The sequence below is a fragment of the Glaesserella parasuis genome (assembly GCF_002015085.1).
GTDB classification, from domain to species: Bacteria; Pseudomonadota; Gammaproteobacteria; order Enterobacterales; family Pasteurellaceae; genus Glaesserella; species Glaesserella parasuis.
The window spans coordinates 1-16,126 of record NZ_MUXW01000015.1; the positions used below are offsets into that span (position 1 = coordinate 1).

A 16,126-nucleotide genomic window follows, 5' to 3' on the forward strand; every position below is an offset into this window, starting at 1 on the left:
GTTTTATTAAAGAGAAGAAACTGCAGGTTAGAGATAGCCTGCGGTTTTTTGTTTTCTGTATACATATCTGATTTAATTCTCCGCTTTTACTTTTTTCCAAAAAATGTTAAATTGATCACATTTTTAATCCATTGAGATAATCACTGATGAAAGAGCTGATCTTACCTAAAATAAGTCAAAACTTAGCAAGCTCATCTCTTTTCCACGATCAATTATCTTATATAAAACATCGAGTTGATATGCTCGATCAGTTCCGTATTCATAACACGTTACGCAATCATTCCGAAGCTTTCCAAAGCGTTTTTTCATTATTACCCGCTTTATTACACTATAATATTCCAAGTTTGCCTGCGTATGTTGAAAATGCGCCAAAAGGTATTTTTAATTTCAACTTATCGGCTACTCAGAAAGCTCATTTGTCTACTTATTTTCCCTTGCCTGAAGATACAAAAAATATTGCTTTTGATGGTTTGTATGTGATGGGGAGCATTGGGTCAATTACGCAAACCTGTTTATCAGATTTGGATCTCTGGCTTTGCCATTCGCAATCTTTTAGTTCAGAAGAATCTGAATTGCTACAGAAGAAATTGAGTTTAATTCGGCAGTGGGCAAAACAGCAGGGGATTGATGTCAATTTTTATTTGATGAATCCAAATAGGTTTAAAGCAAAAAACTACAATAGCGATGTGTGTGACGAGCATAATGGCTCTGCACAGCATTTCTTCTTGCTTGATGAGTTTTATCGTTCGGCAATTCGTTTGGCGGGTAAACGGATTTTATGGCTACATATGAATAATGGCGAACAGGATTATGAGCAATATGTTCAGAAAGCGGTGAGTTTAGGGCAATTAAATCCAGCGGAATGGATAGACTTTGGCGATTTCTCTGCATTAGCGATTGATGAATATTTCGGGGCAAGTCTTTGGCAACTTTATAAAGGGATTGAAAGTCCTTATAAGTCTGCGATTAAAATTTTATTGTTGGAAAGCTATGCAGAAACTTACCCTGAAACACACCTTATTTCTAAGAAATTCAAGCAGTTATTGCTTTCAACAGCAGAAGTTAGCTATCATTTTGATCCGTATTTGGCTATGTTAGAGCAAGTAACAACATATTTAGAAAATCGTAAAGAGTTTGTTCGATTAGACCGCTTGCGTAGCTGTTTTTATATCAAGGCTTATGATGGTCAGCACGATAGCTGGCGTAAAGAAGCATTGAGAGAGTTGGTGACTCAGTGGCAATGGAGTGACCGTGAAATCCAATGTTTAAATAATTGCCGTCAGTGGAAAGTAAAAAAAGCGATGACGCATCAGCAGATGATTGTTGAACAGTTATTGCAAAGTTACCGTAATTTAATTCAATTTGCTCGCAAATTTCATATTGATCCCAGCATTTTGCCACAGGATACCGACATTTTAATGCGTAAACTCTATTCCGCATTTGAAGTCGTGCCAGGTAAAGTGCCTTTAATCAATCAAAATATCGCTCGAAATTTGGCTGAAGATGAAGTGACTTTCATTGAAGTCAATGAAGGTGTTTCAACTAAAGCAGGCTGGTATCTGATCAATCACGCCCCGTTAAGTTCCTATGACTCAACAACCCGTCACGTTCAGTATCAACGAACACTTATCAAATCAGTGGCTTGGGCTTATTTTAATCGAGTTATTACAGCCTCTACGCAAATTCACTTGGTCAGCCAAAGCCTCCAGCTTTCAACCTTACGTCAATTTATTACAGATTTACGCCTTTCATTTCCTGTCGTAACGCCAGCATTGAAAGATGATGATCTTTATCACCCAAATGAAATTCGTAACCTGATTGTCGCGATTAATTTAATTCAAGATCCCACAAAAGCTCTCCCTTCCTTGTCTAAAATGGAGATGGCACAACTGGATCTGTTTAATTTAGGTTCTTCTGAGCAAGGAATGATTGGTAGTGTTAGCATTATTTATCGCAATATGTGGAATGAAATAATGACACAGCACTTTGAGGGAAATGATGCTATTTTGAAATCCCTCAAGTTAATTTCTAATAAAATTTATCGTAATTCTGCCCCGCCACAATCGGTAAATGTATTTTGTTACAGCCATCAGTTAAAAAATGAGTTGCAAAATGCAGTAATGAGTTTGGTCAATCGTTGCATTACCGTACAAACAGGCTCAATTTTCCAACGCCAGCAGGCACAAACATTCAAAATGGCAGGGAAAAAATGGCAACTGATCTTTAATAAACATAATAATTTACAAAATATTGTTGCCGATGAACTCAACAATTTGAACGATGAGTTGTCAGAGTTTACTGGCAATATTCCTAAAGAGATTTATGATTTTGCCAGTGAAGGCTTTTTACAATTTTTCTTTGATGATAACACCGACGGCAGTTTTAATGTTTATGTCCTTGATAAAAATAACCAGACTGAATGTTATTGCAACTGTGTTGGGGATAAAGAAAATAAAATCCGTCGCATTAGCCGATCTTATTCAGACACGGAAAATACTAAAGAAAGCCTTAATAGCTTTAATTTTCCTCAGTTTTATCAGCTATTAAAACAAAATGATACAATTAAAATTGTACCCTTTAAGAGTAAACAACATCGAGAATTTTTAGAACCACATTAAAAATAGGAAAGTTTATGTCCTCAACTTTAGCTAACCCCGAATTAATTAAAACCGTGGTATTACTTGCAACAAGTATTACCATTGTTCCGCTTTTTAAACGAATTGGACTGGGCAGTGTATTAGGCTACCTCGTGGCAGGTTGCTTAATTGGACCTTCAGGTGCAGGACTATTCCAAGATCCAAATGCAGTTGTACATATGGCTGAGCTTGGGGTAGTGATGTTCTTGTTTATTATCGGCTTGGAAATGCACTCTGAGCGTTTGTGGAGTATGCGTAAAGCGATTTTCGGTCGAGGTTTTTTACAGGTCGCTCTATGTGGGACATTGCTCACTTTTGCAGGTATTTTTATTCTAGGTTTACCAAAAGAAGTTGCGTTCATTGCAGGAATGGGCTTTACACTCTCTTCAACTGCGATTGTAATGCAAGTGCTTGAAGAAAAAGGGATTAGTACTACACCTAAAGGACAGCGTATCGTTTCGACATTAATTTTTGAAGATCTAGCTATTGTGCCACTATTCGCTTCTATTGCATTTTTAGCACCTGAACAAGCTGGAGCAGAGCAAGGGACAAATTGGACTGCGATTGGTGCGGGCTTAGTGGGAGTGCTGATCTTAGTTGCTTCAGGTAAATGGTTAATGAACCCGCTGTTTAAGATGATTTCTAAAGCTCACATTCGCGAAATGATGACCGCAGCGGCATTATTAGTGGTATTAGGTTCTGCTTTGTTAATGGAATTGAGTGGTTTATCTATGGCAATGGGGGCATTCGTTGCAGGGGTTATGTTGTCTGAATCGTCGTTCCGTCATCAGCTAGAGGCAGATATTGAACCATTTAGGGGTTTATTACTTGGTCTATTCTTTATGGGCGTGGGAATGTCCCTCGATCTTTCTCTCGTACTAAATAATTGGTTATGGCTACTGGGTGTGATATTACTTTATGTGGTAGGCAAAGGGTTATCTATTTATGTTGTTGCATTAGTCACAAAATTAACTAACCGTGAAGCTATTATGCGTACAGCGATTATGTCGCACGGCGGTGAGTTTGCGTTTGTCCTTTTTTCTGCTGCCGCTACCGCAGGTGTTTTTACAGCAGATAATCAAGCGACTTTCACAGCAGCAGTGATTGTATCAATGCTTTTATCTCCATTGGTGGTGATCGTCATTCAACGTTTAGTGAATTTGAAAGCGAAAAAATCCACAGGAGAAGCTCAGCCAAATTTAGAGGGCATTGAATTTGCAGAAAATTTAGAAAGTAGTGTTCTTGTTATTGGCTTTGGACGTTTTAGCCAAATCGTCTGTCAAGTATTGTTAGCTCGCGGAATTAATGTTTCGGTGATTGATTCTGATGTTGAGAATATCCGTATGGCAACCCGTTTCGGCTTTAAGGTTTACTATGGTGATGGAGCAAGAATTGACGTATTAAGAGCCAGTGGTATAGCACAAGCAGACTGTGTGATTGTTGGTTTAGCTGAACCTGATCGCACTTTGCAAATACTAGAATTGATTAAACACGAATATCCATTAGTGCCTGTTTTTGCTCGTTCTTACGACCGATTAAATACTGTGAATTTAATTAAACATCACGTTGATTACCAAGTGCGTGAAACCTTTGAATCTGCTTTATTGCTGAGCAAGGTGACCCTTGAACGATTAGGTGCAACAGAAACAGAAGCTCAAGATGTAATTAACCTTGTTCGCCATTTAGATCAGGAGCGTTTGAACGAAGAAGTGCTACACGGTTTTTCCGATGAAATTGCGAAAAAATATTGGCGAGTTGAACCCTTCGTAAAACCAGCACACGAAGCGACAGCTTTAAATGAAGAAACTGCAGATATTTTAGAAGAAGTTGGCGAAAGTATTGAGGTGGTTGAAGTTGAACTTGATGATCAGCGTGAAATGGAAAAGATTAAGTTAGCGACTGATGAAAAGAAAGAAGATGAATTAAGTTAAAACAATTTTTAGCTATTTGAAAGTTAAATTACTTTATAATTTAACTTTAATATGAAATGTAAGATAGATTAAGACAATGATTGAAGCTGACAGAATTATCAGTGCCTCAGCAAAGAAAGAGGACGAAACTATCGATCGTGCAATTCGCCCTAAAATGCTTGCCGATTATGTCGGACAGCCGTCAGTGCGAGAGCAGATGGAAATTTTTATCAAGGCGGCTAAATTACGCAATGATGCTTTAGATCACCTGTTGATCTTTGGGCCACCAGGCTTAGGTAAAACGACACTGGCGAACATTATTGCAAACGAAATGGGCGTGAATATCCGCACGACATCAGGGCCAGTGCTGGAAAAAGCAGGGGATCTTGCCGCAATTCTGACAAACCTCGAACCCTACGATGTGCTTTTTATTGACGAAATTCACCGCTTGTCGCCAGCCATTGAGGAAGTGTTGTACCCTGCAATGGAAGATTATCAGTTGGATATTATGATTGGTGAAGGCCCAGCGGCACGTTCAATTAAACTCGATCTTCCCCCATTTACCCTCGTTGGGGCAACAACACGAGCAGGTTCTTTAACGTCGCCTTTGCGTGACCGCTTTGGCATTGTGCAACGCCTGGAGTTTTATTCCGTTGAAGATCTCACTTCGATTGTAAGCCGTAGTGCTGGCTGTTTAAATTTAAATCTTGCCACCGATGCCGCTTATGAAATTGCACGCCGTTCACGCGGAACTCCTCGTATTGCAAACCGCTTGTTACGCAGAGTACGAGATTTTGCAGACGTACGAAACAACGGCATTATTTCCTCTAACATTGCAAAACAAGCATTAACGATGTTAGATGTCGATTCCGAAGGCTTTGATTTTATGGATAGAAAATTACTTTCTGCTGTAATTGAGCGATTTGATGGCGGACCCGTTGGATTAGATAACCTTGCAGCCGCCATTGGCGAGGAACGGGAAACCATTGAAGATGTGCTAGAGCCTTATTTAATCCAACAAGGCTTTTTGCAACGTACACCAAGAGGGCGGATAGCAACGTCGAGAACTTATAGCCATTTGGGGTTGGTAAAATCTGAATAGTGTAAATCGGTAGAATTTTTAAGGTTCTACCGATTGTTTTTTGTTTTATTCATTGATTTTCTTTACTCAAGTCACATTTTTACAAATAATTTCTGTAAAAGTAACTTAAAAACTTTACAAAACTAATTTTTTAAGTTACTAATTACCAATTTTTAACATACAACTAAAATCGGAGATTATTTATGCAAACAACCTTTACCCGTTCTTTATTAGCCAGTGCGATTGCGCTTGGTCTTTCTGTTTCGGCTTTTGCAGCTAAAGTACCTGAAGGTACGGTGCTTGCAGAGAAGCAAGAAATTATTATTAATAACGGCTCAGAACCATCAAGTTTTGACCCTCATAAAACAGAAGGTGTGCCAGAAGCTCAGGTTTCTTATCAGTTACTTGAAGGCTTAGTTACCAAAGATTCTGCAGGTGAAATCATTCCTGGTGTGGCTGAAACCTGGAAAAGTTCTGAAGATTTCAAAACGTGGACCTTTAATTTACGCAAAAACGCAAAATGGTCTAACGGCGAACCTGTGACTGCTCACGATTTTGAGTTTTCGCTTAAACGTTTAGGCGATCCAAAAACCGCTTCCCCTTATTCTAGTTATTTAAACTATCTTCAAGTTGAAAATGCCCAAGAGATCATTGATGGTAAAAAAGCACCGAGTGAGTTAGGGGTTAAAGCTGTTGATGATTACACTTTAGAGATCAAATTAAGCAATCCAGTGCCTTATTTAGTCGGTATGATGACGCACCAAACGATGTTGCCTGTACCAAAAGCAGTCGTTGAGAAGTTAGGTGATGCTTGGGTGAAAAAAGAGAACTATGTGGGTAACGGCGCTTATAAATTAGTAGAACACGTTATTAATGAAAAAATCGTGTTTGAACGTAACCCATTGTATTGGAATGATAAAGAAACCGTGATTAATAAAGCGACATTCTTAGCCATTCCAAATGCAAGTACCGATGTTCAACGTTATCGTGCTGGCGATTTACATATTACAAACCATGAATTACCGCCAGAACAGTTCCCGACACTTAAGAAAGAAATTCCAAATGAAGTGTTTGTAACTCGCACACTTTCAACCTACTACTACGAGCCAAACAATGAGAAAGCTCCATTTAATGATGTGCGTGTGCGTAAGGCGTTAAACTTGGCTTTAGATCGTAATATTATTACCGATAAAATTTTAGCACAGGGGCAAACGCCGACTTATGTATTTACGCCTCCGTACATTACCGAAGGTCACTTAATTCAACAACCTGAGTATTCAAAACAGGATATGGCATCTCGTAAAGCAGAAGCGATTAAGTTGTTAGAAGAAGCTGGCTTTAGCAAAGCGAACCCGCTTAAATTTACGCTTTTATATAACACTAACGAGAACCATAAAAAAATTGCGATTGCAGCACAGTCGATCTTAAAACAAAACACAGGCGGTTTAGTTGATATTAAACTTGAAAACCAAGAGTGGAAAACCTTCTTAGATACACGCCGTGCAGGTAACTATGATGTGGCGCGTGCAGGTTGGGCGGCTGACTATAACCAAGCATCGACTTTCGGTAAGTACTTCTTGTCTAACTCAAGTAACAACACCGCTCGTTATAAGAGCGCGGCTTATGATGCTGAAATCAATGCGGCATACCAAGCAGGCAATGCGGAAGAGCGTGCGGCAGCTTATGCAAAAGCAGAAGCTCAGTTAGCGAAAGATTATGCAATCATTCCTATTTATAACTATGTAAACCCACGTTTAGTTAAGCCATTCGTGAAAGGTTATGAGGGTAAAGATCCGCAAGATAATATTTTATTAAGAAACCTTTATATCATTAAGCAGTAACTTTTAAGCGGTGCGATTTTTTAAAATCTTTGCAAATTTTGCCAAAAATCGCTCCGCTTGTTTTCTTTTGTTGTGTGGATCGGAGAACCGAGCAATGTTGAAATTTATAATAAAAAGGATTTTAGAAGCGGTTCCAACGCTTTTTATTTTAATCACATTTTCGTTTTTTCTAATGCGGTTAGCACCAGGTAGCCCATTTACCTCTGAGCGTGCTTATCCACCTGAAGTGATAGCAAATATTGAAGCCAAATATCACTTAAATGAACCCTTATATAAACAGTATTTTATCTACCTTGAGAACTTAGCTCAGGGGGATTTTGGTCCTTCTTTTAAATATAAAGATCAAACCGTTAATGATTTAATTGCTTCTGCTTTTCCTGTTTCATTTAAACTGGGGATTGTTGCTTTTTGCTTTGCGGTAACTCTTGGCTTGCTGGCAGGAACGGTGGCAGCCTTGAAGCAAAATAGTAGGTGGGACTACTTTATAATGTCCTTTGCGATGACGGGGATTATTATGCCGAGCTTCGTCTTTGCCCCTCTTTTAGTGTTAATTTTTGCCATTTATCTCAAATGGCTACCCGCTGGCGGTTGGAATGGCGGTCAGCTCTATTATATGGTGTTACCTGTTTTATCGCTTACCATTGCCTATGTCGCAGGGATTGCGCGTATTACGCGCGGTTCAATGATTGAAGTGCTACATTCTAATTTTATTCGTACTGCACGAGCTAAAGGCTTGCCGATGGGTAAAATCATTTTTAAACACGCTTTACGCCCAGCTATGTTACCTGTGATTAGCTATCTTGCCCCTGCGTTTGTGGGGATTATTACAGGATCAATGGTAATCGAAAGTGTCTTTGGTTTACCTGGTATCGGACAGCTTTTCGTCAATGGGGCATTAAACCGTGACTATTCCCTTGTGTTAAGTTTAACGATTTTGGTCGGCACATTAACCATTTTCTTTAATGCGGTGGTTGATATTCTTTATGCTGTGATTGACCCGAAAATTCGTTATTCATAAGGAGTGTGAGATGTTAATTAATAATAAGAAAAATCAAGAACTTGCAGAAAAATTAGCGGAACAGACCGCTGACATCGCCGTGGAAGGTCGCAGTTTATGGCAAGATGCTCGTCGTCGCTTTTTCCGTAATAAAGCGGCGGTAAGTAGTCTGATCATTCTCTTTTTTGTGGTGTTATTCATCACTTTTGCACCGATGTTAATGCCATTTAGCTATGAAGATACAGATTGGAATATGATGAGTGCCGCCCCTGATTTTGCATCAGGACATTATTTTGGTACTGATGCCTCTGGTCGTGACTTGTTGGTACGAATTGCAATGGGCGGACGAATTTCGCTGATGGTTGGGATTGCAGGGGCATTGATTGCCGTTGTCATTGGCACAACCTATGGGGCAATTTCGGGCTATGTTGGCGGCAAAGTCGATATGGTGATGATGCGTTTGCTCGAAATTTTAGGCTCATTCCCATTTATGTTCTTTGTGATTTTATTGGTGACATTCTTCGGTCAAAACATTCTGTTGATTTTTGTGGCAATCGGTATGATTGCGTGGTTAAGCCTTGCTCGTATCGTGCGAGGACAAACCCTTAGCTTAAAAAACAAAGAGTTTATTGAAGCGGCGATTGTCTGCGGTGTGCCGAAACGCCAAATCATCTGGAAGCACATTATCCCGAATGTATTAGGTATCGTGGTGGTTTACGCTTCCCTTGAAGTGCCAGCATTAATACTCTTTGAGTCCTTTTTAAGTTTCTTAGGTTTAGGCACACAAGAGCCGATGAGCAGTTGGGGAGCTTTATTAAGCGATGGTGCCGCTCAAATGGAAACATCACCGTGGTTATTGGCATTCCCAGCCTTTTTCCTCTGTTTAACCTTGTTCTGTTTTAACTTTATTGGCGATGGTTTGCGTGATGCCCTCGATCCGAAAGACAAATAGGAAGTTGCACAATGAAATTATTAGAAGTCAATAATTTAGATGTCTATCTTAAAACCGATGAAGAATTGGTACACGCAGTGCGTTCGGTTTCTTTCAGTGTGGAAAAAGGACAAACTTTAGCGATTGTCGGCGAGTCAGGATCAGGGAAATCGGTCACTTCAATGTCGATAATGCAATTGCTGCCACATAACATTGTTACCTATGGCGAAAATTCTTCGATTATTTTTGAAGGGCAAGATATTTTACGTTTCTCAGATAAGCAGATGCAATCATTGCGAGGTGATCGTATCGGTATGATTTTCCAAGAGCCGATGACCTCTCTTAACCCATTTATGCGGATTGGGGAACAGGTTGCCGAAGCGGTGAGTACCCATAATCCACTGTTGAGCAAACAGCAGGCTCACGAAAAAGCATTAGCGATGTTACAGAAAGTGAAAATCCCAGATGCTGAGAAAAAAATGGTCTGCTATCCTCACGAGTTTTCAGGCGGACAGTTGCAACGCATAATGATTGCAATGGCGATCATCAATAAACCTGACTTATTGATTGCAGATGAACCAACCACTGCCCTTGACGTAACTACTCAAGCGGAAATTTTAGACTTAATGCACGATCTGCAAGCAGATATGGGAATGGCGATCATTTTGATTTCCCACGATCTTCGTTTAGTGCATAAATACAGTGACGATGTATGTGTAATGCAAAATGGCGAAATCATTGAGCGAGGGAACACTGAAGAAGTCTTTAAAAACCCTCTGCACCCTTACACCATTGAGCTACTTACGCCGATACCAAGCGATCTAAAACATCAAGTGGCGGAAAATGCTCCAACGCTCATTACTGCAGAAAATGTGGATATAGATTACATTTTAAAACGCAATCTATTTGGCAAACCGACCAAAGTATTTAATGCCGTGAAAAATATTTCACTCGATCTGAAAGTAGGAGAAACCTTAGGGATCGTGGGCGAGTCGGGATCAGGCAAATCGACACTTGGGCGAGCGATTATGCAGATCTTAACCTATCGAGGAAAAATTGCCTTTGCAGATCAAGAGATCGCAACGCTATCCAACGAACAGCGTCAAGCCTTGAAGAAAGATATGCAAATGGTATTCCAAGATCCGTTTAACTCACTCTCTCCACGCTTGACAGTCGGTGAGATCGTCGGCGAAGGCTTATCCGTGCATTATCCACAAATGAGCAAAGAAGAGCGTCGTCAAAAAGTGATGAAAACTTTGGAAGAAGTTAATCTTTCGCCATCAATGATCAACCGTTATCCCCACGAGTTTTCAGGCGGACAACGCCAACGGATTGCGATTGCCAGAGCGATTATTCTTGAGCCAAAATTCGTCTTACTTGATGAGCCAACCTCAGCCCTTGACCGTTCAACACAATTAACGGTGGTAGAATTACTGAATAATCTCCAACGCAAATATGGCTTAAGCTACATTTTTATCAGCCACGATTTAGCGGTGGTAAGAGCATTGAGTAACAGAGTAATTGTGATGAGCAAAGGGGAAGTGGTAGAGCAGGGCGAAGCCAAACAGATCTTCGAGCAACCAAAAGACGAGTACACCAAGCGGTTAATTGAAGCGTCGAATTTGTAAATCAGCAAGGCATAGTAGAACAGGGGAATTTATCTTTTTCTACTATGCCCCAAGTTTTAGGTAACTGTATTAACAAATGCCATTCTTAATATTCTCAAGCTCTTCCCAACGTTCAAACGCTTGTTCTAATGCCATTTCCGTATCCGCCAGTTTTTGTAACTGGGTTTGCGTATAGCTTGGATCTTTAGTAAAGAAATCCGCACTATTCACTTCGGCTTGTAAGGCTTCAATTTCTGCTTCAAGCTGTTCCATTTTTTCAGGCAGGGCTTCTAACTCTCGTTGTTCTTTATAAGAAAGTTTGACCTTCTTTCCCTCCCCCTGCTTGCGGGGGGAGGTGTCCGCAGGACGGAGGGGGGCATTCTCGCTTTCTACAAGCGGTGCTTTCTCAACGTTTTTTTGCAAATTCCCATTGCCCTCTCCCTGATTGCGGGGGGAGGTGTCCGAAGGACGGAGGGGAGCTTTTGAGGCAAAATAATTAGCCTGTTGTTGCTTCGCATCGTGGTAGCCACCGATATATTTATTCACAACCCCTTCGCCTTCAAAGATGTAGCATTCCGTTGCAGTATTGTCGATAAATTGACGATCGTGGCTGACAATAATCAAAGTGCCTTGATAATCCGCCAACATCTCTTCCAGTAGCTCTAAGGTTTCTACATCAAGATCGTTGGTGGGTTCGTCCAAAATCAGTAAGTTATTTGGTTTCAACAATAATTTAGCTAATAACAATCGGTTACGCTCACCGCCCGATAACGCTTTAACTGGGGTCATCGCTCGTTTCGGTGGAAATAAGAAATCTTGCAAATAGCCAAGAACGTGACGTTTTACCCCATTGACTTCAATATCTTGCTTGCCGTCCGCTACGTTGTCCATCACCGTCTTTTCAGGATCAAGCTCTGCTCGGTATTGATCGAAATAGGCAACTTCTAGCTTGGTTCCGCAACGCACTGTTCCTGCTGTCGGTTGAATTTCGCCAAGCAATAACTTAATCAACGTCGTTTTACCAATCCCGTTTGCACCGATAAAGGCAATTTTATCGCCACGCAAAATCGTAGTGCTGAAGTTTTTCAGCAAGGTTTTGCCTGTCACTTCGTAACTGGCATTTTCCACTTCAAATACAATTTTGCCTGAACGAGCGGTCTGATCGAGCTGAATTTTTACCGTGCCTTGTACTTCTCGGCGTGCTTTACGCTCTTCTCGCAAGGCTTTCAAGGCTCTCACACGTCCTTCATTACGAGTGCGACGAGCTTTAATCCCTTGGCGGATCCAAACTTCTTCTTGGGCTAATTTTTTATCAAACAGCTCATTTTGTAAGGCTTCTACACGCAAGTCTTCGGCTTTAGTTTCAAGGTAAACATCGTAATTACTTGGATAGGAAACTAGTTTGCCCCGATCTAAATCAACGATACGAGTTGCCATTTTACGAATAAAAGCACGGTCGTGAGAGATGAAAATAATACTACCTTTAAACTCTAACAACAGATTTTCTAACCAAGCAATCGTATCCACATCTAAATGGTTGGTCGGTTCGTCCAACAGTAACACATCAGGATCCGCCACCAACGCACGAGCCAACGCCGCACGGCGAACCCAACCGCCCGACAGCTCGCACAACCGTTTTTCAGGATCAAGCTCTAACAGCTTCAAGGTATCTTGAATACGGTTTTCAAACTGCCAACCGTTTGCGTGTTCTAGTTGGGCCTGAACTTGCGAAAGTTGCGACATCAGCGTATCGCTGTAATCTGTCAGCATTTGTTGAGAAATGTGGTGATATTGCTTTAAAAGATCGGCTAAATGCGCGATCCCTTCTGCGACATAATCAAAAACGGTATCTTCAATATGGCGGGGCGGATCTTGTTCTAAACGGGTGACAACAATATCTTTTTCAAAAATCAACTTGCCATCGTCTAGCTGAACTTCGCCAGCCAGCACTTTCATTAAGGTCGATTTGCCTGCCCCGTTTCGTCCGACAAGACAGACACGTTCGCCCTGTTCAATGTGTAATTCAGTGTGATCAAGTAGTGGATGATCGCCAAAGCCTAAGTAGGCGTTAGAAAGGTTAATTAAAGCCATAGAATATCTGTTGAAATAAAAATTTCGCAAATTTTAGCAGTTTTCCTACCGCTTGTAAGTGATTTAATAAAGTGAAGTAATGAAAGTATAAAAGTGGTTTGAGATTGCATTAAACTTAGTGAGATTGTACTGATTTGGGAGGTAATGGAAAGAGAAGCTATTACTGCCCATGGGTAATACTGTTCTTTTTGTGTATGAAGTTTATTACAAAGTTTGCTACAATCCATTCCCATCATAGATACGGAGGCAAAATGCAAGTTGTTACAAAGCTCATACCTACCAAACTGATTTCCAGTAAATCTACACAAAACACACGTTCAGCAAATCAAAATATTGAACGCAGTGAGCTTTTAAAAAAACTTGCCGATGTTCCGCACTACCCTTTAACTGTCGTGATTGCCCCTGCTGGCTATGGCAAAACGACATTAATTTCCCAATGGAAAGAACGCTTATTAGCGAAAAATGAGCAAGTCGCTTGGTTTGCTTTAGATGAAAGCGATAATAACGCTGAACAGTTTTGTCACTATTTTTCATCGGCATTAACCAAAGCCACAGGCATTTCACTGCAAGGGATAACCTATAAAAATAACTTGGTGGATTATTTTGGACAGCTCTTGGTCTTACTGGATAATGTTCCCCGTCGGTTTTATCTGATTATTGACGATTACCACCTGATTGATAATCCCGAAATCCACGATGCCCTGCGTTTTTGGTTGAAACATCAACCTGATACAATGAGCCTAGTGCTACTTTCTCGCCTTACGCCACCATTAAGCATTACCAACTTGCGTATTCACGAAAAACTGCTCGAAATTGACGTGCATCAGCTAGCCTTTACCCCAGCAGAAACCCGTCAATTTTTTGAACAAAAACTCAATGAAACATTGAGTGACGAAGTGATTTTTGCGTTATGTGAACGTGTGGAAGGCTGGGCAACGGCATTGCAACTGATGATCTTTGCCATTAAACAAAATGCAGAACTGTTACATTTCCCTGAAAAATTACTGACCAAGCTCAATCAGCAACATATCGCTGACTATCTTAACGAAGAAGTTTTTCATTATGTCGATCCTGACATCAAACGCTTTATGCAACGTTGTGCGGTTTTACGTTCAATGAATGAAAAGTTGGTTGTAGCTCTTACTCAAGATGAAAATGGGGTCAAGCGGTTAGATGAGCTAGAAAAATTGGGATTGTTCATCACACGAATGACCCACGATGATGACGAAATCTGGTGGAAATTTCACCCGATTTTAGCTGCCTATCTCTCACAAAGTTGTCGCTTGGAATTACCAAATGAATGGCAACAGCTACACCAAACTGCCGCAATGATGTGGCTAAAACTGGGCTATGGCTCAGAAGCTCTCTACCACGCTCAAATGCTAGAAGATCCACAAACGCTCTACCAAATACTGCAAGAACACGGCTGGGCATTATTCCATCAAGGGCAACTCAAATTATTGGAAGACTGTTTAAGCCACTTGCCATCAGAACAGATATGGCAAAATGAAAATCTTGTTCTACTCAAAGCGTGGTTAGCACAAAGTCAGCACCGTCACCAAGAAGTAAGCGGTATTTTGCAAAAATTCCAACCAAAGTTACCGCTTACTGAGAGTTTGCAAGGGCGTTTTGACGCATTAAAAGCCCAAGTGGCAATCAATGCTGGCGACGAAGAACAAGCCTATTTAATTGCCAACCAAGCCTTAGCTAATTTGTCTGATGAATTTGATTATGCCCAAATTGTGGCGAAATCCGTGATTGGTGAAGCTCAACATTGTCGTGGTTATCTCAAAGAAAGTTTAGCCTTAATGCAACAAGTTGAAAAAATGGCAACCAGTCAGCGAGCGTATCACCACTGGCTTTGGTCTAAATTACAACAGTCTGAAATCCTATCGGCACAAGGCTTTTGGCAATCCGCCTATGATTTATTAAAAGAAACCACTTTACAAACCAAAGAATTTCATCAAATTCCGATGAATGAATTTTTGCTACGCTTAAAAGGGCAAATTTTATGGGAATGGCACCATCTTGACCAAGCTGAAGCAATGGCGAATGCAGGTATTGAAGTGTTAGAAAAGGAAGAAGAACGTATTCAAAGCCTTGCCTTATTAGCCAAAATTTCCCTAACCAAAGGGGATTTAAACAACGCAGAACGTCTAATTGAGCAGTGCCGAATGCTACTGGCTCGTTGTTCGCCCCATAAAGACTGGGTAACAGCACTTGATGAAATCCAGCTAATCTATTGGCAAATGCGGAATGAAACTCGCTATTTAGAAGGCTGGCTGGCTCAAGCCAATTTCCCTAGTCAAGAGCATAACCACTTTACCCAACGCCAATGGCGAAATATCGCCCGTTGTTACCTGCTACAAGGAGATTACGAACAAGCATTGCGTATTCTCAACAGCTTACTACGTACTACAGCGATTTTTAATTTAGTGAGCGATAGCCAACGTGCATTAATTTTGCGTAATCGAGTTTACACTTTACAAGGCAAGCCTGATTTAGCTCAAAGAGATCTCATTCAAGCCCTAAATTTAAGCCAACAGACCAACTTTATCAGTGCATTTGTGATTGAAGGCGAAATAATGGCACAGCAAATTCGCCAGCTACTGCAACTTAATGTATTAGAAGAACTTTCTACCCATAAAGCCCAATTTATTTTGCGTAGCATTAACCAGCATAACCGCCATAAAACAGCACATTTTGATGAAGAGTTTGTCAAAAACTTACTTGCTAACCCACAAGTGCCAGAACTGCTCAAAATCAGTCCGCTTACTCAACGAGAATGGCAAGTGCTAGGGTTAATTTATTCAGGTTACAGCAACGAACAGATCTCTCAAGAACTGGTTGTTGCAATGACCACCATCAAAACCCATATACGCAATCTCTACCAGAAAATCGGCGTGGCAAATCGTGCTGAGGCGATTGAATATACTCGCAGTTTGTTGCGAATGATGGGGTATATCTAGATAAAGTAGAAAATCAACAATCAATTTAGAATCTATTCTTCATATATATTTCTTTTTATTTAA

Annotated in this window: 9 protein-coding genes; 8 read left to right on the plus strand and 1 reads right to left on the minus strand. The window is 40.6% G+C overall.

The genetic code is table 11. The annotated features are described in order from the left end of the window. Positions 1-146: 146 nt before the first annotated feature. From B0183_RS05265 to B0183_RS05295, 7 genes are all read left to right on the plus strand, one after another. Positions 147-2,618 carry a class I adenylate cyclase gene (locus tag B0183_RS05265; protein ID WP_078208456.1) on the plus strand — a complete coding sequence of 824 codons (2,472 nt, stop codon included), beginning with the start codon at positions 147-149 and terminating at the stop codon, positions 2,616-2,618. Positions 2,619-2,632: 14 nt separating this feature from the next. Then, positions 2,633-4,567: a monovalent cation:proton antiporter-2 (CPA2) family protein gene (locus tag B0183_RS05270; RefSeq protein WP_021119042.1), complete on the plus strand. Its 1,935-nt coding sequence runs from the start codon at positions 2,633-2,635 to the stop codon at positions 4,565-4,567. Positions 4,568-4,643: 76 nt separating this feature from the next. Continuing rightward, positions 4,644-5,648, plus strand: coding sequence for a Holliday junction branch migration DNA helicase RuvB (gene ruvB / locus B0183_RS05275; protein WP_021115724.1), 1,005 nt, complete (start codon positions 4,644-4,646; stop codon positions 5,646-5,648). Between the two features lie 182 nt (positions 5,649-5,830). Beyond that, positions 5,831-7,468: an ABC transporter substrate-binding protein gene (locus B0183_RS05280; protein ID WP_075606208.1), complete on the plus strand. Its 1,638-nt coding sequence runs from the start codon at positions 5,831-5,833 to the stop codon at positions 7,466-7,468. Positions 7,469-7,562: 94 nt separating this feature from the next. Beyond that, positions 7,563-8,486, plus strand: coding sequence for an oligopeptide ABC transporter permease OppB (oppB, locus tag B0183_RS05285; RefSeq protein WP_021118379.1), 924 nt, complete (start codon positions 7,563-7,565; stop codon positions 8,484-8,486). Between the two features lie 10 nt (positions 8,487-8,496). Then, positions 8,497-9,417: an oligopeptide ABC transporter permease OppC gene (gene oppC / locus B0183_RS05290; protein WP_005711630.1), complete on the plus strand. Its 921-nt coding sequence runs from the start codon at positions 8,497-8,499 to the stop codon at positions 9,415-9,417. Between the two features lie 11 nt (positions 9,418-9,428). Continuing rightward, positions 9,429-11,024 carry an ABC transporter ATP-binding protein gene (locus B0183_RS05295; RefSeq protein ID WP_021118380.1) on the plus strand — a complete coding sequence of 532 codons (1,596 nt, stop codon included), beginning with the start codon at positions 9,429-9,431 and terminating at the stop codon, positions 11,022-11,024. Between the two features lie 69 nt (positions 11,025-11,093). On the opposite strand, the gene B0183_RS05300 is transcribed toward B0183_RS05295, so the two are convergent. Further along, complete coding sequence (locus tag B0183_RS05300) at positions 11,094-13,094, minus strand: ABC transporter ATP-binding protein (protein WP_078208457.1); 2,001 nt, start codon at positions 13,092-13,094, stop codon at positions 11,094-11,096. 251 nt (positions 13,095-13,345) lie between these two features. Between B0183_RS05300 and malT the strand changes: the two genes are divergently transcribed. Continuing rightward, positions 13,346-16,063, plus strand: a complete 2,718-nt coding sequence (gene malT / locus B0183_RS05305) for an HTH-type transcriptional regulator MalT (RefSeq protein ID WP_078208458.1) — start codon at positions 13,346-13,348, stop codon at positions 16,061-16,063. Positions 16,064-16,126 lie beyond the last annotated feature (63 nt).

Coding starts and splice junctions, on each gene's coding strand:
- malT (WP_078208458.1), top strand. CDS start 13,346: ATGCAAGTTGTTACAAAGCTCATACCTACCAAACTGATTTCCAGTAAA.
- B0183_RS05280 (WP_075606208.1), top strand. CDS start 5,831: ATGCAAACAACCTTTACCCGTTCTTTATTAGCCAGTGCGATTGCGCTT.
- oppB (WP_021118379.1), top strand. CDS start 7,563: ATGTTGAAATTTATAATAAAAAGGATTTTAGAAGCGGTTCCAACGCTT.
- B0183_RS05300 (WP_078208457.1), bottom strand. CDS start 13,094: ATGGCTTTAATTAACCTTTCTAACGCCTACTTAGGCTTTGGCGATCAT.
- B0183_RS05265 (WP_078208456.1), top strand. CDS start 147: ATGAAAGAGCTGATCTTACCTAAAATAAGTCAAAACTTAGCAAGCTCA.
- B0183_RS05295 (WP_021118380.1), top strand. CDS start 9,429: ATGAAATTATTAGAAGTCAATAATTTAGATGTCTATCTTAAAACCGAT.
- ruvB (WP_021115724.1), top strand. CDS start 4,644: ATGATTGAAGCTGACAGAATTATCAGTGCCTCAGCAAAGAAAGAGGAC.
- oppC (WP_005711630.1), top strand. CDS start 8,497: ATGTTAATTAATAATAAGAAAAATCAAGAACTTGCAGAAAAATTAGCG.
- B0183_RS05270 (WP_021119042.1), top strand. CDS start 2,633: ATGTCCTCAACTTTAGCTAACCCCGAATTAATTAAAACCGTGGTATTA.